This window comes from Bacteroides sp. PHL 2737, assembly GCF_004115325.2.
Classification (GTDB): Bacteria; Bacteroidota; Bacteroidia; order Bacteroidales; family Bacteroidaceae; genus Bacteroides; species Bacteroides hominis.
In genome coordinates this window covers 1208065-1226244 of record NZ_CP040630.1, presented here as the reverse complement: position 1 = coordinate 1226244, position 18180 = coordinate 1208065, and the positions used below count along the sequence as shown (strand labels likewise).

Here is an 18180-nt window from a genome sequence, read left to right as displayed (position 1 = left end):
AAATCCCGTATCTTTGACCTTCCAAACCGGACAGAATGAAAAAAGCACTTTCCACCAACCAAGTTGTCATTGTACTCGTAGAGCACCCTGTTCTGGGGATATTACTCATCCCCTACACTGTCAGCCGAACCCCTGACAACACGTTGGAAGTGATCGAACAAGCTTTCCATGCCTCTCCCGATGCGATCAAAAAAATGAATGAAGCAGAACAAAAAGCCATTGACATTGCTTCTCATTATACTGAAAAATATCTGATGGGAGTCTATTCCCGTGAAAAAACAGTCCCTAAATTCCTCCGCAAACTGGCCGAGGACAATAACAAACTTAAAGAACAAATCCGTCCTTTCATAGAGAAGAAACTGTTGGAGATGTTAGAACTGATACGCACCAGGCAACTTCCGTTTTATCAGAAACCAAGTGGAAGCAAGCAACTCTATGAACACCATGCATACCGTGTCCATCCCCACGATTTAGAAGCCCATTTCTCTTTTAAAGTAACCGAGGAATATTTCAGCTATCAACTGCAATGCTACTATGACGACCTGCCGGTTTCACTGATGGAACAAAAACCTGTCACTGTCCTCACCTCCAATCCTGCCACCTTATTGCTGGGTATGGATTTATTTACTGTCCCCCATATTGAAGCTTCACGCTTACTGCCTTTCACCAAGAAAGAACGTATCAGTGTGGACGCTTCATTGACTGAAAAATACATAGACAATATCATGATTCCCCTTGCATATTACCATGAAATCAATATTCAAGGAGTCAAAGTGATCAGAGAAAGACGTCCGTGTGATGCTTATCTCTACCTTGAAGATACAATCTATAATAATACTTTGTTACGGCTTGATTTTCGTTATGGAGACCGGACTTTTTCACCTCATGGTTCCGATGGAATCAAGAAAATCATCTTCCGGGAGCAAGAGAATGGACAAACTGTCATCCACTATTTCCAACGTAACTCAGCTGCCGAGAAGCAGGCAATCCGTCTGCTTCAAAAAGCCGGATTACAATGTGTCAGTGATTCTCATTTCAAACTATCGCCTATCGCTCCCGAAAAAAACATTACCGAGTGGGTCAGCCGTCACCGGGAAATGCTACTGGAAAAGTTTATCTTATCAAGTGATACGCACAAGAAGCCATACTATCTTCCGGATATCCGGATAGAACAGGATTACGAAGATGGCCCCGACTGGTTCGAATTACATATCAATGTCGTCATAGACAATCAGAAAATTCCCTTTAGCCGATTCCGCAAAAATATACTGGACAACAACAGGGAATATCCCCTCTCTGACGGACGCATTATCCTCCTCCCCGAAGAATGGTTCACCAAATACGCCAATCTGCTTGAGATAGGTAAAGAATCAGGTAAGAACATCCGACTGAAGCGTCCTTTTGTGGGTGTAATAAAATCGATCCTGGAAAAAGGTCCAGGTATAGCAATCGACCTCCGATTGGAGAAACTAATCCCTGTACCTGCAGGACTCAAGGCCAATCTTCGCCCCTATCAGCAGAAAGGTTTCTCATGGATGGCAAACCTATACCTCGAAAGATTCGGAGGATGTCTGGCCGATGATATGGGCCTTGGAAAGACCTTGCAAACCCTTACACTTTTACAATACATCTACAAACCGGGAACAGCCGCCTCAACAAATCAGGAAACAAACAGCCTGGAAGAGAAAGAAAACATTCAAGGCTCTCCTGTACAAAAGGAAGCTTTCTTCGATGAAAAGGGGCAGTTATCACTTTTTCCGGTAAAAACCGAAGCCCCCAACGCCTCCCGAAGCGGACAAAACGACTTGCAATGTGCTGTACTAAATCAAAAGAAAAGCCAGACACCACGTCTGCATGCCACCCTTATTGTTGTGCCTACCTCGCTTTTGCATAACTGGAAACGGGAAGCATCCCGTTTTACCAGCCTGTCAATGACGGAATATAACGGAAACTCCGCCAATGAAATCAATCGCTTGTCAAAGCACTTCGACCAATATCATCTGGTCTTTACCACTTATGGCACGATGCGCAATAATATTGCGACTTTATCCCAATATAAGTTTGAGTACATAGTTCTCGATGAAAGTCAAAACATAAAAAACAGCGAATCACTTACATTCCGTTCAGCGATACAATTACAAAGTAAACACAGGCTAATTCTGACAGGAACTCCTATTGAGAATTCCCTGAAGGATCTTTGGGCACAGTTTCATTTTCTACAGCCTGAACTTTTAGGAAACGAGACAGCGTTCAGCAAACAGTTCGTCAACGCCATCCGTCAAGGTGACGAACGGATGAAGTTTCGTTTACGACAACTCATTTCCCCATTTATACTACGCAGAAGCAAGCAGGAAGTAGCTCCGGAACTACCGTCATTAACCGAAGAAGTGATTTATTGCGACATGGCAAAGAAACAGAACGAGCTCTACCAACATGAAAAGAACAGTCTCCGGAACATTCTGCTGGAACAGACCGTAGAGAAGGGTCAGCAACCGCTCATAGTACTCAACGGGATTCTCCGTTTAAGGCAACTCGCCTGCCATCCGCAGATGATTTTACCCGGTTTCATCGGTGAATCCGGTAAACTAAACCTGATTATAGAGACCTTCGAAACACTCCGGAGCGAAGGCCATAAGGTCCTGATCTTTTCTTCTTTCGTTAAACATCTGGAATTGGTGGCCGATGAGTTTCGTAAACGTCAATGGGATTATGCTCTTCTAACAGGCTCTTCTACCAATCGCCCGGAAGAGATTGCACGCTTTAGCCGTGACCCCAGGATACAAGCTTTCCTTATCTCACTAAAAGCCGGAGGAGTGGGCCTCAACCTGACACAAGCAGACTATGTGTTCATCATCGATCCCTGGTGGAACCCGGCAGCCGAAGCACAGGCCATTGCCCGCGCGCACCGTATCGGACAAGACAAACAAGTAATTGCTTACCGTTTCATCACGCAAGGGAGCATAGAAGAGAAAATCATACAGCTACAAGAGGAAAAACGAAAACTGGCGGAAACTTTCATCACAGAAACAGATCAGCTCCCCACACTAACCAACCAGGAGTGGGCGGGACTTTTGTAAACTTCCCCCTCTATTAAATATTTAATAATGAGCATTATCGCTGAGTGCGCTACGAGAAAAGTCATTGTTTTGTAGTTTGAAGACTTGTTGGCAATTACTAAAATATTGTATTGATCTTGGTACGACATGTAATATCATCTCTTCATGTAGTCCAGGCTTATCTGTAACTCTTTTTACAAATCACTCAATATTGAAAACAACCCCAGAAGGTGTGTTTTTATCAATAAAAATCCGCAAACACAAAAACATTATTACTTTCCTCATCTTCAAGAAGTGAAGCAACCTGTTCTTTGAGTTTACCGCTGAGCTTGTTTTTGTAATATGCTTCTTCGAGTTCAGCAAAATCCAGTTCAAAGTGGTATGCATGTTCATAATAATTTAAAAGCCGGGGATTGATATACAACTCTTTTCCTTCAAAATCGGAAAGAGTTATTTTTGGGCGAAACAGTTCTCCTGTTGCTTTGTTGCGCATATAATACTTTGGTGTCGGAGATTTCGCTGTTTCCCGATAAGGGTAAACCGCTATAAACTGATATTTTCCCGCATCCATGCAGATATCCATAACCGTCATTGAGGTTTGACTGCTCAATATTGGTTTTTTATGCATATATGGAGTTAAACGCTTTTCTTTGCTGTAATGAAAAACGGTGTCGGATTCAGGATTGTATAAAAGTAATCCGTCAGCCGACTTTCTCACACGTCCGTAACTCACCTGACCAGTAAATACACTGTTCAAATCTTTATAACTCAGATCTATATTTTTGTTTGGTAGTGAGATATAATCCAGCACTGTACCATCCAATTTGGAAATAAGAAAGAAAGCTGAATCAATGGTTTGTACTATATCTGGGGCATTGCTTTGCATGATAGATTTCCACAATTTCGTGTTATCATACACCAATATGGACACATCGTCAAATAAGGCCATTTGTCCGTTAACATTCGTCTGAGGTAAATTTATTTTCCTTTTGAATTCACCCAATGATGAATAGACCATAATATGATCGCTAAAGTCGGGCGAAACAAACACTTCATCATTTGCTTCGTCATACATTACCGAATATGCATCTCTGTATTCTTCCGATCCCTGTCCCCTACGGTTAAAATGTGATTTGGGATTTCCCTCTTTTGAGAAAAACAGCACGCTGTTCTGAGAGCGGTCTATAACAATAATATTGTTTTCGGTTACATAATCAATGCTGCCTTTATAGAGATAATCATCATTTTTCGAATTGAGGTACAGATAAGAGACATCCGCAATATCGGTGAGCTCAATTTTCTTTTCGGGATATTCTTTGGTGACATCAATAAATGCCAGTTTCTCTTGCAGTTCCTTATTAGAGGTGCAACCTGCAATTACAAGTGATAAGACTAAATAAAATACTTTTCTCATATTCATGATCTTCAATTTTAATTAATTAACAGAGCCTTATCATCCGCCAAAATAGATGATAAGCATTTAATAAAGAGTAAGTTGTCTATTATGGACAACAAACAGACTCTGAATTAACTTTGCAACAATGTAGATTGCCATTAGAACACCTGAATACATACGGATAACCATCTGGGCACAACGAAGACCCGCTTCCCCCGAAAATCACCTTCATTTCCAGACCTTCCAATACTACTGCATTTTGCAGTTTGCTTAGAGGCGGTAAAAAAAATTTCTAACAAAGTTTCCATATCAGTCTGATAGTTGCTTTCTTTGAAGTGACCAAACTTAAAAAAAGATGTATCAAACTGATTTAACGGAAACAGAGTGGCAATATATAACAAAAGTGTTGAACCCGCAAGCAAGAAAGCGAAAATATGATTTACGAATGATTTGGAATGCAATCTTTTATTTAGTGAAGACCGGTTGTCAATGACGTATGCTCCCTCTTGACTTGTTGTTAGAGAAACTACGTGGATATGTACTTGTAAAACGGGGTCAAAATATGGAACCAAGTGTAGAACGATATTTCTTGATAAAAAGAAAACCAAATAAATATTCTACCATATTAATTTAAAATACTTCAAGCACCCCAAACAAGATTAACAAATTTTGGAAAAGAATATTTGCTATCATCTATAAGACTTACCATATTTGTAAACAACACCATAATATTATGAAAAGAACAAGCTTGATTTTAGTAATTCTGAGTCTATGTTTTTCATCATATGCTCAATATACTGATCATGAAGAATGCTAATCGCAAATACAATGGCTATTTAGGAGTTGACTGTTTCAAAAATTGCAAAGAGATACTTTTAGATTTTAAAAATATGATAATAATGGTAGAATAAGAAAAAACAATAAAGTTCAGTTTCTATACAATAGACAGGATTCACCGAATGCTTACCTTTTATTGTTATAATAATAATCGATTTCTGTTTTATCAAATTCTTTCAGATCAATACTATATACATTGCGCGAGGGATCTCCCATATAAAATCCTCCCAAAATATATAATTTCCCATCAAAGTAATACAAAGCTGGAGATTTCAATTTCAGATCTATCATATACGAACGAACTTGCCTGCTTTTTATATTGAACGTCTGCACAACACCTTGTTCAAAAATATAAATTATATCATTATGATAAGCTAAACTGGGCCAGCCAAGCCGATATAACAAATGTCCGGCATTGGTCCATGCGCCTGTCAATAAGTTATAACATTCAAGACTCCGTCCGCCACCGTTACTATTTCCGATTAAATAAATACAATGATCAACCAGAATTGCATCAGGAGCTTGCCTAATCGGCATTTTTCCCAACTCATACCAGTAGCCGGATTTTAAATTCCATAAATGCATTTCATCCGAATAGACTCCTTCATTATTTTGCAAAACCTTTTTAACACCGCCTAAAACAATCATATTATCTTTATACACAACGGATCCCAATAAAGTCGCTTGATGCGGATTAGTATAATCTGTCCAGACGGTATCACGCTTAATATCATATATTTCTATTGCATTATCCAGATAATCAACAATTCTGGTTTCAGACAATCTCTTTCCCCCTAAAATAAAAATTTTTCCATCATAATAACCCGCCGTATGATATGCCCTTTCTCTAAACTTATGCCTGATCGTCTCCCACTTATCTTGCTTGATATCATATCTATACATCATGTTACTATATTTTTCCCAAAATAGAGTAGAACGTATATAATTCTGAAAGGGACCGCACGACGTACTCCCTCCTACAATATAAATCTGCCCATCTACCAAGACCGAAGCAAACGAATAGACTCCTCTTTTCAATGGAGACAATATTTCATAATGCAAAAAGCGATTTAAATGCCTATTGCTAAAAATAGATACTTCTTCCAAAACCCGATTATTCTCTATCAAAAAAACGGTACATCTATTTTTAATTAAATCACCATAAGACAATTTCTTGTGCAAATAATTAATATGAGAAAAATATAAAGTATCATTCAATGACAACGAATCATATTTCTCTAATGAGAACACACCCTTTTCATCACTGATAGCTATGACTTTCCTATCTTTCAAACAGATATATACATTTGAAAGAGGAATGCTATCCTTTTCACTCACGACACACGCTCTGTCCTGGGCTTTCCCAGTTACATAGCAAAAAAGGAATATTAAAAACAGATTTCTCATATAACAAATATTAAATAAAAATCAACCTTGAACCATAACATTAATAGGTTCCAATGCAATGATCCAAGGTTGACTACCTATATTTAGCAACATATATCCGAACTAAGGGGACATACATATATAAATAATATAAATGCCTGTCAGCAAGGATTCACAAGAGTAATATAGCAATTATTTTTTATACCCTTTAATAATATAGATACCCGATTATGTCATTGCCATACAATGATCATCATCAAAATCATCTCTCCAACAGGAAGAATCCGAATTGCACCCTTGATGTTCATCAATGCCACAACCAACAAAATAAGGATCACAACTTTCCGTTGGACAAATTGTCATACCTTGTAAAGCACACTTGCAAGAGTCCATTAAAGTACAATCTCCTCCGCCTCTCATGTTTTGCAGATCTTGCATACTCAATAACTCAAGTCTTTCTTCAAGACCCATCTCATCATTAAACTCAACTATTTGAGTATTTAATGAAAACATTTTATCTTTTTTCATGATTTCAATAATTAATTAATATATAATTTTCAAAATAATTGCGCATCAAAAACAATGAATTACCATGATAAGGTAGACACACTTTCAACAAATTATATAAATATGCATCCTTTTTTTTAATCAAAGTAAAAGGATCTCGTCCTTCTATCTTAGATGTAACCTTGTTAGAATACTCTTTCAGGACAAAGAGAGTAACCACCTTATTTACAACCAAATACAGCACCTCCTTTCTATGAATAATATCTAAATTGTTTCTGTTCAATAGATGTAAAATATGATCTTTTATTTCTCTGGATAATATACTCTTGAACAATTGCCTTTTCAAACAAGCATCATCTATTTCACAACATATAGCATTCAACATATTTCCACTATCATATACACACTGCGAAGAATAGACATATCTTAGAGGCATATTATGATAACTATATAAATATTTATCCATATTCCGTCGAATACAAGCCTTAGAAAACACAAATATACTGATACTCTTTCCTTTATATAAAAAGCTCACCGCATATGAGCATTTCAGTCTTTCTGACAATAATAGTAAGTCAATATCACTATTCTTTTTGAAAGTTCCATCTGCAACAGAACCTGCTATGGCTATGGAATCATTCGGAAAAACTAAATGCAAATAATCAATAATTTCATGTGCAATTTCTATGTGCTTCATCTTATTTTCTTCACAATTATTGGTCTCTTCCTATTTTTATAGTTCATATCTTCAAGAATATCTAATAATAAAATAACAGATGCTTCAGAAAAATCTTCTTGCAATAATCCCCGAAGGCGAATAGCACTAGATTGATCTATCAAATCCGATTCAATACAATTTAATAATTTCACAGTTTGCTTTTCCAATTGAAATAAAAAAAAGTCAGGATTAAATAAATCTCTATTCTCTATATACCTCAATACATTCTCTATACAAAACTCGAAATTAGAAATAGCACATTTTTCTAATAGATCCTCTTCCGTCAGCAACATAACAATAGTAGAAATATCCACCTTCATAAAACATCATAATTATTCTCTAGAATCTCCTTACAAACTGTTTTCATCAAATATTTGAAACTTTGTGGATACTCATTACAATTTCCAAAACTTATTTCACCAGATTTTCTTAAAGATCTGACCAAACACCCACCACCACAAAAAAGTACAAATTTACATTGTATACATTTTGTATCGCTAACTCTATGGCCAAACCATTTAATCGATTTAGTATCATCAATACAAAAATCAGGTATATATCTTCCAACCCTATGTTCTGGCAAACCAACTACATCCCAACAAGAATATAAATCTCCAAAAGGATCAAAAATAATATTATTTGTCTGAGCTCCACAGAAACTCCCCTTATATGAATGTTTTCTATTCAATAATAAATTTTTCAACAGAGCCAAAGTCCCACAGTCTTGACAAAAGATCTTTCGTTCAGTTATCTCTTTGTTCTTTATTTTATCATTATAGTATTTCAATAAATCCAACTGCCCCATTTGAGAATGTTGAATTTGTTGTTTAACATCAACCTCCTGACGTAAAAGGGCACAATAAGCTCTGAAATTTTTATATTTATACCACCCTTTATCTTCAAAAAAACTGAGTAAGTTATGAATCTTATTGATTGTATACAAATCAGAATTTATCCGCACATTAACAGGAATACCGCACTTTAATAAAAAATCAATATTATTAGTTATTTTCATAAAAGAATCGCTATTCTTAAAATGAGGTTTTCTCTGATTTTGAATTTCTTCAACTCCATCAACAGTTATCTGAAACGAAAATAAATTACTATTTTTTTGTAACATAAAAGCATAAGCATCTATATCATATCCATTAGAAGTAACCCTAAAAGTATGATCAATCCGCTTTCCTTTTTCCACTATATATGATATGACATCATAGTTTTCTCTTAAAAGGGGCTCCCCTCCGTACAACGCTATTGTTTTAGAACTTTGATTTACCTTATCCTTTTCAGTAATTATTTCAAAGGCTTTATCAACCTGTTCCAAAGTCATCGTCCTCTTAGATAAAGAATTACACCCATTTAATATATTATCTTCATAACAATATATACACCTCAAATTACATGCATATGAAACTATAAAATGAAAATTATATTTTTGAAATAAATGATTCTCACGAGCTCTATCGGACAGACCTTGAACCAATTTTATTTCTTCACTTTTTGTTAATGGTGTCACATATCCTCTTTTCTTCAATTTACTTAGAATAACATCAGGCAAGTCTTCCAGTTTTTGTCCAGTTTTCAGAGCCCAATAAACATCTTCATTTACTATGTCAAAAGCTTGAGTATATCCGTTTAAAATAGCGAATAAGTTTAGCTTACTATCTACATTCACTAATATATTATAAGATGATGTTCTCATATTATTTTATTATAAGATTATAGTATTGGAATTTCATCACTCACAAATTTCTGGATCTCGGCACTACTATTTTAAATTGTTCCTTCAATCCAAACCCATCCCGTATCAATCAAAACCCAAGTTCCACCTTTTATAGAATCTAATTCTTCTGGTGACAATTTTTCTAATATTTTTTCCATCTTATTATAATTTTGGTATGTTGCAAACATAGTGCAATATCCTTTAATTCTTTATAACAAACACCTAATACCTATATACTCAAAACTATATTTTTTAATTATATAAATTATTAGAAACCATTTCTTTCATCAATTAAATATCTATTTATATCTTTGTCACACTTCAAACAAAAAAAATCATGAAAAAAGAACTACTGCTTACCATCTTAGCTTCTATAGCCTTAATCCTTCTTCAAGTTTTCTGGATAAACAGTATGTATCAGAAATATGAGAATCAATATACGGAAAAAATAAATAAAGCATTTCTTAACGCCATCGAAAAGGAAGTAGGCCTTCGTTCCATGCATATAGAACAATCAAAGCACTCTACAATCTTTATAAAATCTGTTGAATATATGTCCGAAGAAGAACGAGCCGGATATAAAGGAGACACCATTGATTTAGTGCATTTAGAACAAAATGGAGTAGCACGAAACGTCTCTGAACTCCTTACACAAATTAAGCAAGATGGATTACTAGCGATTCAAAAACCTCCGATTCTATCAATCATTGATAGTCTTTTTCAAGATGAACTCTACGACCTAAACATTAATCACTATATTACTCTACGTAATAAAGAAAAACAAATAATAGATTCTGTTGGAAACGCTCATCTACAATCCCATTTTCAAATCATTATAAACCAAAAGCCAATTGGCACCAAAGGACTCCTCTACATACAAATAGAATCAGGACTTCCCAATGACACGATCTTATCTCAAATGCTCTATTCTCTAATAGCATCCATATTGATTGTCGCTATAGTATTAGGATGCCTTATTTTTCAGCTAACCGTCATTCGCAAAAAGAACGAAATATTAAAAAATCGCGAAGTAAGTGTAAATGGAATAGTCCACGATCTAAAATCACCATTAAATGCACTTATAACTCTAACTTGTTGGCTCACAAAAAATGAATCAGACCACAAAAAGAAACAACTAATGAACGAAGTTATCAAACGAGCCAAACACTTAACAACACAAATTGAGTCCATATTAATCTGTGCCAGAGGTACAACACAGCACATCATTTTACAAAGGACAAAAATAAACATAGAAGAAGTAATTAAAACAGCCATCGGCAATATCTGTATAGACTTAAGTTCAAAACCACATAGTATTGAAATAGTGAACGAGTCATCAAACATAGAGTGTTTAGCTGATCAACTCTACATAGAGAATGCCATAAAGAACCTAATAGAAAATGCTCTGAAGTACTCTAATGATGGAGTGAAAATACAAATAAAAATAGTTGAAATTAGTCAAGGCATACAAATAGAAGTAAAAGACAATGGCTGGGGAATCGCTCCTAAATACCAAAAGAAGATATTTAGTCAGTACTATCAGGTTCCCCGAGAAACATCGCAAATCCAGAAAGGATATGGCATAGGATTATCATACGTTAAATATATAATTCAAGCACACGGTGGAAAAATACGGTTAAGAAGTCGAGAAAATGAAGGAAGTACGTTTACTTTTTATATTTCAAAATAAGATAAAAAGATGGAAGAAAAACTCAAAATTTTTTTTATTGATGACGATATCGCACTTGGACATATATATACCATGATTCTGCAGGAAGAAGGTTATGAAGTCCTTTATCAAACTTCACTAAACGGAGCAAAGGCTTGTATCGTTGAAACACATCCAGACATGATCGTACTCGACGTAGAAATCGGAAATAAAAATGGCATTGAGGCTGTACCGGAATTGAAGGCAATAGCCCCTAATACTCCTATATTATTTATATCTTCACACACAAATAGCCAATTGATAGTCCAAGCACTAAGTGCAGGTGCAGTAGCTTATCTGAAAAAACCTTTTGAAATTGATGAATTAATTGCATATATCAAGAGATATGCAATTTCACATCCATATCAAATAAAGATAGGTTCTCTTTTATTAGACACAGACACCCAATTGCTATGCACTAAAGAATTGAAAGTTATTAAACAACTGAGCGAAGCAGAATACAAACTACTTAAACTTTTGGTTGCTTATAAAGAACAACTTGTTGAACGTCGGCAAATAGAAGAAGAACTATGGGGGAAAGCAAATGGAAATGAACAAGGAATAAATAATTTAATATCAAAACTACGCAAATACCTGTCTATTGACCCTACCATAGAACTCGTAACTATACCCAGAAATGGTTATAAGCTCTCAGTAAATCTAAGTTAATTCAATATTCATCTCAGAAAAACCACTACCTTTGCACCCTCAAAACCCAAACAAAAGTGACTGATGAAATACAAACTCCTCGTACTCGACTTGGACGGAACACTGACCAACGCTAAAAAAGAGATAACTCCACGCAACCGAGAAACACTGATACGTGTACAGCAACAGGGTGTGAAACTGATACTTGCATCGGGACGTCCCACCTTTGGTATTGCACCCTTGGCCGACGAACTGCGCATGAAGGAGTTCGGCGGATTTATCCTCTCCTATAACGGCGGAGAAATTATCGACTGGAGTACCGGAGAGATCGTTTATGCCAATGTATTGCCGGACGAAGTGATACCTCGGCTATACAAATGCGCCACACGCAACCAACTCCCTATCCTGACTTACGACCGGCAATATATCATCACTGAATATCCCGATGACGTGTATGTCCGGAAAGAGGCTTTCCTCAATAAAATGCAGATATATCCTTCCAAGGATTTTCTGAAAGATATCCGTCTACCGCTTCCTAAGTGCTTGATTGTAGGCGATCCACATCGTCTGATTCCCATTGAAGCCGAACTTTCGGTAGAACTGCAAGGTCAACTGAGTGTTTACCGCTCGGAGCCCTTCTTCCTCGAACTGGTGCCACAGGGAATAGACAAGGCACAATCTTTATCTGTCTTACTTAACAAGCTGAACATGAACCGGGAAGAGATGGTGGCTGTAGGCGACGGCTACAACGATCTTTCAATGATTCAATTTGCCGGATTGGGTGTAGCCATGGGCAATGCACAGGAACCGGTAAAGAAAGCCGCCGACTACATTACCCTTAGCAACGAGGAGGACGGTGTAGCTGCGGTCGTAAACAAGTTCTTTACAAAAGCATCCGAGAAGGGGGAGACAACAGTTTAAACACAGAAATTAAGAAGAAAGCAAGTTGATTTCTCCATGATATTAACGCGTTATATATAAGTATATTATCATTCATCATACTAAACTTATCTCAGCCCGCATACCCGGGCCGGTGGGCCCGGGTATGCGGGCTCATGGGCACAGGTATGCGGGCTTATGGGCCCGGGCATGCGGGACGAGATAAAGTCCGGACCATTTTCACTAAAGATACTAAGGAAAAGGAAATGCTTTAAACGGCATAAACAGATAGATAATACGCTATATACAATTACAGATCAATACCTTATCCATCAAAAACAGTGGGTGGAAGATGGAAGATAAAGGTGGAAGATAAACGGCTTGAAAACGCTATCTTCCACCCATTCATTTCGTTGATAATTAGATAAGTAAACAGAAAAAGGTGGAAGATGGAAGATCGGAATGCATTTTTCGTATGAGTGGCCCGATCTTACATCAGACACATATACTTACAGAGAATAATCCGGCAGAACACGTCCCAATTCAAATTATTTATTCTAACTTTGTGGTTTAAAACAGAATAAATCTCAAACGTTATGGAACATCAACTGACGATTTACAACACTTTAGATAGAAAAAAAGAGCTGTTTGTGCCTTTGCACGCTCCACATGTGGGCATGTATGTCTGCGGACCGACGGTATATGGCGATGCACATCTGGGACATGCCCGTCCGGCCATCACGTTCGACGTACTCTTCCGTTATCTCACCCGGTTAGGTTATAAAGTGCGATACGTGCGTAATATCACCGACGTAGGCCACCTGGAACATGACGCAGACGAAGGGGAAGATAAAATTGCCAAGAAAGCCCGTTTGGAACAACTGGAACCCATGGAAGTAGTGCAATACTACCTGAACCGGTACCATAAAGCCATGGAGGCACTGAACGTACTTCCCCCCAGCATTGAACCACATGCCTCGGGACATATCATCGAGCAGATCGAATTGGTAAAAAAGATTCTGGATGCCGGCTATGCATACGAAAGCCAGGGTTCGGTATACTTCGATGTAGCCAAATACAATAAAGACTACCACTATGGTAAACTCTCGGGACGCAATCTGGACGATGTACTGAATACAACCCGCGAACTGGACGGACAGGAAGAAAAACATAATCCTGCCGACTTTGCCCTTTGGAAACGGGCACAACCGGAACACATCATGCGCTGGCCTTCGCCATGGGGTGACGGTTTCCCCGGCTGGCATGCCGAGTGTACAGCCATGGGACGTAAGTATCTGGGCGAACACTTCGACATTCACGGAGGAGGCATGGACCTTATCTTCCCGCACCACGAATGCGAAATCGCACAGTCGGTAGCTTCACAGGGTGACGATATGGTTCACTACTGGATGCACAACAACATGATCACCATCAACGGCACCAAGATGGGCAAGAGTCTCGGAAACTTCATCACGCTGGATGAATTCTTCAGCGGCTCACACAAATTGCTGACTCAGGCTTACAGCCCGATGACCATACGATTCTTTATCTTGCAGGCACACTACCGCAGTCCGGTGGATTTCAGCAACGAAGCATTACAGGCAGCAGAAAAAGGACTGAGCCGACTGATGGAAGCAGTGGATGGTTTGGAGAAAATCACTCCTGCAGCTACTTCGAACGTCGACGTAAAAAGCTTGCGCACGAAATGCTTTGAAGCGATGAATGATGACTTGAACACTCCGATTGTGATTTCACATCTCTTTGACGGAGCCAAGATGATCAATAATATCATTGCCGGAAACAATACCATCTCTGCCGATGACCTGAAAGAACTGAAAGAAGTATTCCATACATTCTGCTTCGATATCCTGGGCCTGAAAGAAGAAATCGGCTCGTCGGACGGACGTGAAGCCGCTTATGGGAAAGTGGTCGATATGCTGCTGGAACAGCGGGTGAAAGCAAAAGCTAACAAAGACTGGGCTACGAGTGACCTGATCCGCAACGAACTGACTGCACTGGGATTCGAAATTAAAGATACTAAGGACGGATTTGAGTGGAAACTGAATAAATAAAATCTCAGAAAATTATTTAAAAGCACCACAAAGGACGCGGAGGGAACAGGACTGATAACTTTTTCTGTATACTCCGCGTCCTTTTGTAATAAATCGGAACAGATATTAAAATGACAGCACAAGAATTCTTTAAAAATGACCTTTTTGCCACCAACGCAGGTGTAGAGTTGATTGAAATAAGGGAAGGATACAGTAAAGCAAAACTGGAAATCAAGCCCGAACATCTGAATGCAGGACAACGGACACAGGGAGGTGCCATCTTTACTTTGGCTGACCTGGCACTGGCAGCGGCAGCCAATTCACACGGCACACTGGCCTTCTCCCTTTCTTCCAACATCACCTTCTTACGGGCCAGCGGACCGGGCGACACGCTTTATGCCGAAGCACGAGAACGCTATACAGGACGCAGTACGGGTTACTATCAGATAGATGTAACCGATCAGGAAGGCAGGCTGATAGCCACCTTTGAGTCAAGCGTATTCCGAAAAAAAGACGAAGTTCCGTTTACTTTGTAATGATAGAGGTCTGGGGATGACGGTAACCGCTGACACTCCGCAGGAATGCTTTGGCCGAACCAAAGTTAAGGTGCATATCCAACCGTACCGGAAGATGATTCCGGTCGTCTGTTACATAAAACGTTATAACCTCTTTCTCCTTTCCCTTTTTATTGTACTCTACCAGTGAGAATATCAGACAGCGATAGGTCGTATCGTTTTCGGCAGTAATCTTCTTGATACCCCTGTAAATGAGGGTCTGCTCCTCTACCTTACGCCCTGTCGCCATCGGAAACTGAATACGTTGGCCGACGGTGTAATCTTTCGGATCGAACGAACGGGCCTGCGCCAGAATACTCAACATATCATAAATACACCGGGTATCGCTTTGCTCTGTCTCTGTGACACTCCCATCTTTACGCACCCGTTTCTGGTTGACGTAGCACATCCCGTTCCGGAAAGAAAAACGGGCTTCATCAACGGTATAACGTTTTCCTTCTTCGGCACCTTTCCTGAAATAACGTGGCTCGAGTTTCTCCGTCATGACACTCGTTAAGGTGTCCCGCATCTTAAAAAAGAAATCGGCTTCCTTACTGCTGATGGCCAGCAGATTGACCCGATAGGCAGGTTCGGAATGATACGTTGTGGAATTGGTGGTCAGACTGGCCAAGCCTACTTTCTTCCAGATGAATTTCCAGTTGAAATAGAGTTCGTACATGACGTGCTCACCGGATTTAAACGCATCGTTTTTCGCTTCACATTGTGCGTTACCCGACAATGGGAAAGCAAAAAGCAGAGCAATAATAAGACATACCAACTCTTTCCGCCTAATTGTTACGGCGGTTACGGTTAGCATTTTGACTATCTCGGGTCTTTTTCTTCTTGTCTTCATCTGGTTTCTGTTTTTTAAGTTCGTCCGGCTTTTGCTTATCCAGAGACACAGCCGTCACATTCCAGTCCTGAGTGGCATCCCAGTTCGCTTTAAATTCAATGATATGCGGATAGTAGTATACCATCTCCGGCTGTATACCCTTTTCGTAGTCACCGGGATCCCATACTCCGTTACCGTTGGTGTCATTAATCAACCGGGCTCCATATTTGCCGGGATTCAGATAATAGAACTCCGCCCTCCCGTCAACCACCGGACGCCGTCGAAGCACTTTATCCTGATTATCCAACAGTTCGACAAAAGCAATAGAATCTGCTCCGGTTATATTGAGGAACACGTTACCATATTCTTCGATCTGGCGAACCTTGAAAGCTTGTTTTATTTTATTGGTAAACAAACCATAAATACCATGAAAAGCTGTAGAGTCAACGGCAAACTCATACTCTCCCCCGGGTTCCCAGTCATAATAGAGATTATAGCGGCGCACATCCAGTGAATCATGTTCGAACTCAAAAGAAACATCCGTCCATATCGTATCTACCTTCTGTCGAAGATGGATAGCGGCACTGTCAAAGCGCGCGACCGGTTCTTCGAAAGTCAGGGTAATATAATCGAATACGTCCATAGATGAAGGCGCGTGAGTATTTACCGACAAAAACTTGGTAGGTTCGGGCTCATCGTCTTTCTTCTTTTTCTTTTTAGGTTCTTCTTTCTTCACTTTCTTCGCAGCCAACCTCAGCGTATCTGTACGTGGGACCAACTGATTTAACGTATCTGTGTACAAATAGTTCAAACTCAACGTAAGCGTATCCTGCTTATAGAGCAACGAGTCGCGTATCCAATAATGGATAGTATCGTTACGGAATGTTTTTTCTACAATAAAAGCGTCCTTTTCATCGAAGTTCAGTCCTTTCAGTACAGGTAAAGAGTCCGCCGGAGCCGAAAAATACAAAGAAAACTTTTGGGGAGTAAGGCGTTCACTCTTAACCAGATATTGTGAAACAGAAGGTGTTTTGAACGAACGGAGCACAATATTATCGGGCAGGTAATAAGTATACTTCTGTTCAACAATAGTATCGATAGTCAGTGAGTCGACCCATGTGGTATCCTGACGTATTCTCTCTTCAAAGCGGGGAATAATCAATGAATCATTGAAAGCTACAGCTTCGGCTTTCTGATTATAGAAAAAGTTCTGATCGGCATCCATCAAACCGAAAATACGATATTTACCCGGTGCAACTCCACGAATCGTAAAATGCCCACGACTATCGGTGCGAGCCACACGATCAAAAGGTAATTTGGTAAAAGCCGAGTCATTCAGGTTGGAATGAAGCCCCACTAACATACCTTTTATAGGCTCCAGATCGGAAGCCTCAAGTAATGTGCCCGACACCTCCATCGTATCAATGGAAGCTCCCGTAGAGAACGTAAACGCAAAGTTACCAAGCGGGTTACCTTCATTGTTATCAACAATGGCATCGGAGAAATCGATAGTATAAGTTGTATTGGGTTTTAAAGAGTCGAGAAGATTTACGGTGATCCGCTTTCCTCCGGGTTTTATTTCGGGTTGTTGCAACTGGGGGGGCGAAACCACTACCTTTTCATTAGCCTTCTCGAGCTTAATGAACTCATCGAAATCAAGAACAATCTTTGACTTTTTATTATTTACAGCTCCTGCTGCCGGCACACTGCCGATGAAGCGGGGTGGCGTTTCATCAAAAGGTCCTCCATCCGGACGCCCCATACTGGCACAGGAATAAAGAGTAGCCATCAAAATAGCGACGCCCAACAGACTACGGATGAATCGTTTTTTTCTATGTATACTGTCTTTTAACATGCTGCAAAAATAAACCTTATCCATTAATTA

Annotated in this window: 15 protein-coding genes; 7 read left to right on the top strand and 8 right to left on the bottom strand. The window is 39.0% G+C overall.

Annotated features, from left to right (window positions below; all coding sequences use genetic code 11):
* Positions 1-35: 35 nt before the first annotated feature.
* The gene (locus DBK98_RS05225; protein ID WP_032536486.1) at positions 36-3077 is read left to right on the top strand and encodes a DEAD/DEAH box helicase; all 3042 of its coding nucleotides are present in this window, start codon (positions 36-38) and stop codon (positions 3075-3077) included.
* 220 nt (positions 3078-3297) lie between these two features.
* Here DBK98_RS05225 and DBK98_RS05220 read toward each other — a convergent pair whose 3' ends face one another.
* Positions 3298-4476: a 6-bladed beta-propeller gene (locus DBK98_RS05220; RefSeq protein WP_032536487.1), complete on the bottom strand. Its 1179-nt coding sequence runs from the start codon at positions 4474-4476 to the stop codon at positions 3298-3300.
* A gap of 331 nt (positions 4477-4807) precedes the next feature.
* Between DBK98_RS05220 and DBK98_RS05215 the strand changes: the two genes are divergently transcribed.
* Positions 4808-4945 carry a transposase gene (locus tag DBK98_RS05215; protein WP_032542923.1) on the top strand — a complete coding sequence of 46 codons (138 nt, stop codon included), beginning with the start codon at positions 4808-4810 and terminating at the stop codon, positions 4943-4945.
* A gap of 470 nt (positions 4946-5415) precedes the next feature.
* On the opposite strand, the gene DBK98_RS05210 is transcribed toward DBK98_RS05215, so the two are convergent.
* The 5 genes from DBK98_RS05210 to DBK98_RS05190 all read right to left on the bottom strand — a co-directional run bounded on the left by DBK98_RS05210 (position 5416) and on the right by DBK98_RS05190 (position 9602).
* Entirely contained in the window at positions 5416-6696 is a 1281-nt protein-coding gene (locus DBK98_RS05210) for a kelch repeat-containing protein (protein ID WP_005812272.1), read from the bottom strand.
* Positions 6697-6903: 207 nt separating this feature from the next.
* Positions 6904-7203 carry a hypothetical protein gene (locus DBK98_RS23150; RefSeq protein ID WP_005812274.1) on the bottom strand — a complete coding sequence of 100 codons (300 nt, stop codon included), beginning with the start codon at positions 7201-7203 and terminating at the stop codon, positions 6904-6906.
* A 4-nt stretch (positions 7204-7207) separates the two neighbouring features.
* On the bottom strand, positions 7208-7879 hold the full coding sequence (locus DBK98_RS05200; protein ID WP_005812275.1) for a nucleotidyltransferase domain-containing protein: 672 nt from the start codon (positions 7877-7879) through the stop codon (positions 7208-7210).
* On the bottom strand, positions 7876-8220 hold the full coding sequence (locus DBK98_RS05195; RefSeq protein ID WP_005812276.1) for a hypothetical protein: 345 nt from the start codon (positions 8218-8220) through the stop codon (positions 7876-7878). The genes DBK98_RS05200 and DBK98_RS05195 overlap by 4 nt, the downstream gene beginning before the upstream one ends.
* Positions 8217-9602, bottom strand: coding sequence for a radical SAM/SPASM domain-containing protein (locus tag DBK98_RS05190; protein ID WP_005812277.1), 1386 nt, complete (start codon positions 9600-9602; stop codon positions 8217-8219). The genes DBK98_RS05195 and DBK98_RS05190 overlap by 4 nt, the downstream gene beginning before the upstream one ends.
* 358 nt (positions 9603-9960) lie before the next feature.
* Between DBK98_RS05190 and DBK98_RS05185 the strand changes: the two genes are divergently transcribed.
* From DBK98_RS05185 to DBK98_RS05165, 5 genes are all read left to right on the top strand, one after another.
* A complete protein-coding gene (locus DBK98_RS05185) occupies positions 9961-11313 on the top strand; it encodes a sensor histidine kinase KdpD (RefSeq protein ID WP_005812280.1) in 1353 nt (450 codons plus the stop codon).
* A gap of 9 nt (positions 11314-11322) precedes the next feature.
* Positions 11323-12000, top strand: a complete 678-nt coding sequence (locus DBK98_RS05180) for a response regulator transcription factor (protein WP_005812282.1) — start codon at positions 11323-11325, stop codon at positions 11998-12000.
* Between the two features lie 63 nt (positions 12001-12063).
* Positions 12064-12900: a Cof-type HAD-IIB family hydrolase gene (locus DBK98_RS05175; protein ID WP_005812283.1), complete on the top strand. Its 837-nt coding sequence runs from the start codon at positions 12064-12066 to the stop codon at positions 12898-12900.
* 554 nt (positions 12901-13454) lie between these two features.
* On the top strand, positions 13455-14930 hold the full coding sequence (gene cysS / locus DBK98_RS05170) for a cysteine--tRNA ligase (RefSeq protein WP_005812284.1): 1476 nt from the start codon (positions 13455-13457) through the stop codon (positions 14928-14930).
* A 110-nt stretch (positions 14931-15040) separates the two neighbouring features.
* Complete coding sequence (locus DBK98_RS05165) at positions 15041-15445, top strand: PaaI family thioesterase (RefSeq protein ID WP_005779558.1); 405 nt, start codon at positions 15041-15043, stop codon at positions 15443-15445.
* Here the strand turns inward: DBK98_RS05165 and DBK98_RS05160 are convergent.
* Positions 15435-16316, bottom strand: a complete 882-nt coding sequence (locus DBK98_RS05160; protein WP_032530739.1) for a DUF3108 domain-containing protein — start codon at positions 16314-16316, stop codon at positions 15435-15437. The two genes, DBK98_RS05165 and DBK98_RS05160, sit on opposite strands and share 11 nt — an antisense overlap.
* Positions 16252-18174 (bottom strand): Ig-like domain-containing protein, encoded by a 1923-nt coding sequence (locus DBK98_RS05155; RefSeq protein ID WP_050503204.1) that lies wholly within the window; start codon positions 18172-18174, stop codon positions 16252-16254. Before DBK98_RS05155 ends, DBK98_RS05160 begins: the two co-directional genes overlap by 65 nt.
* Positions 18175-18180 lie beyond the last annotated feature (6 nt).

Bases quoted from the DNA above. Each gene is read 5' to 3' on its own strand.
- DBK98_RS05175 (WP_005812283.1), top strand. From the start codon at position 12,064: ATGAAATACAAACTCCTCGTACTCGACTTGGACGGAACACTGACCAAC.
- DBK98_RS05215 (WP_032542923.1), top strand. From the start codon at position 4,808: ATGTATCAAACTGATTTAACGGAAACAGAGTGGCAATATATAACAAAA.
- DBK98_RS23150 (WP_005812274.1), bottom strand. From the start codon at position 7,203: ATGAAAAAAGATAAAATGTTTTCATTAAATACTCAAATAGTTGAGTTT.
- DBK98_RS05195 (WP_005812276.1), bottom strand. From the start codon at position 8,220: ATGAAGGTGGATATTTCTACTATTGTTATGTTGCTGACGGAAGAGGAT.
- DBK98_RS05160 (WP_032530739.1), bottom strand. From the start codon at position 16,316: ATGAAGACAAGAAGAAAAAGACCCGAGATAGTCAAAATGCTAACCGTA.
- DBK98_RS05220 (WP_032536487.1), bottom strand. From the start codon at position 4,476: ATGAATATGAGAAAAGTATTTTATTTAGTCTTATCACTTGTAATTGCA.
- DBK98_RS05180 (WP_005812282.1), top strand. From the start codon at position 11,323: ATGGAAGAAAAACTCAAAATTTTTTTTATTGATGACGATATCGCACTT.
- DBK98_RS05185 (WP_005812280.1), top strand. From the start codon at position 9,961: ATGAAAAAAGAACTACTGCTTACCATCTTAGCTTCTATAGCCTTAATC.
- cysS (WP_005812284.1), top strand. From the start codon at position 13,455: ATGGAACATCAACTGACGATTTACAACACTTTAGATAGAAAAAAAGAG.
- DBK98_RS05190 (WP_005812277.1), bottom strand. From the start codon at position 9,602: ATGAGAACATCATCTTATAATATATTAGTGAATGTAGATAGTAAGCTA.
- DBK98_RS05210 (WP_005812272.1), bottom strand. From the start codon at position 6,696: ATGAGAAATCTGTTTTTAATATTCCTTTTTTGCTATGTAACTGGGAAA.
- DBK98_RS05225 (WP_032536486.1), top strand. From the start codon at position 36: ATGAAAAAAGCACTTTCCACCAACCAAGTTGTCATTGTACTCGTAGAG.
- DBK98_RS05165 (WP_005779558.1), top strand. From the start codon at position 15,041: ATGACAGCACAAGAATTCTTTAAAAATGACCTTTTTGCCACCAACGCA.
- DBK98_RS05200 (WP_005812275.1), bottom strand. From the start codon at position 7,879: ATGAAGCACATAGAAATTGCACATGAAATTATTGATTATTTGCATTTA.
- DBK98_RS05155 (WP_050503204.1), bottom strand. From the start codon at position 18,174: ATGGATAAGGTTTATTTTTGCAGCATGTTAAAAGACAGTATACATAGA.